Origin of the sequence: Burkholderia sp. Bp9090, assembly GCF_003857985.1 — a bacterium.
GTDB lineage: Bacteria > Pseudomonadota > Gammaproteobacteria > Burkholderiales > Burkholderiaceae > Burkholderia.
This window is the reverse complement of the sequence record NZ_QTPV01000111.1, coordinates 1-761: the sequence shown is the minus strand read 5'-3', so window position 1 is coordinate 761 and position 761 is coordinate 1. Positions and strand designations below refer to the sequence as shown.

At 59.4% G+C, this 761-nt stretch carries 1 pseudogene; it reads right to left on the bottom strand.

The features are described from left to right. Positions 1-761: pseudogene (locus tag DIE16_RS36305) on the bottom strand (hypothetical protein); the annotation flags it as partial.

Below are 761 nucleotides of genomic sequence, written 5' to 3'. Positions count from 1 at the left end.
ACGCTTTCGTTTCCTTTGAGCGCACCGATCAGATTGAATTTGGCCGGCGGTGACGGCGGATACCAGAATCCCGGCTTCGTTCCCTTCTTGTCATATCGCCAATCGTCTTCCCAGTACCGGTAGGGTTTCTGAACGCCGACCGGAAAGCCGGATGCGAATACACGCTGAGTCAGGATGCCAGCGGCACCGATATCGTCGAGTTCGTGCTTGCCGATACCGCGCCAGCCGATGCCTTGAACCGTCACCGCCGAAATCACCTGATCGTGCGGACAGCAATACGCAGTGACGCGGCCGTATGTCGATTGATTCAGGCCATGCCGATCGCGGTCCTGTTGCGCCGCATAAGATCGATTACTCGTCGGCGATACGCGTTCGTTCGCCATGTCTTCATCGATCTTGTCTGCGGGCTGTTCACAGGCTTTGCGAGCACCGATGATCGATAGAAACTTGCCGAACGTTTTCGTGCGTGCCGTATAGGTCTGTCGTCCGCGCTGGCCGCTGGAGTTTTTCGTCGCGCGCTGCGACCATGTATCCATGAATGTGTCGGACTTGTTCGGACCGTCGGCATTGGCGAGACTGTACGGCGCGTTCGCCAGCACGTAGGCGTCCGCCACGCAGTGGCCCGTGCGCCCCCACGGATCTTCGACATCGGGAAATGCGTCGCCGAAGAACGCTGCCGTGAGACCGACGATGTTGCCCTGGCTGTGACACACGACGGTAATCGGCACGTCGGCCTGCATGCGGCGGATCGACTCGATCAG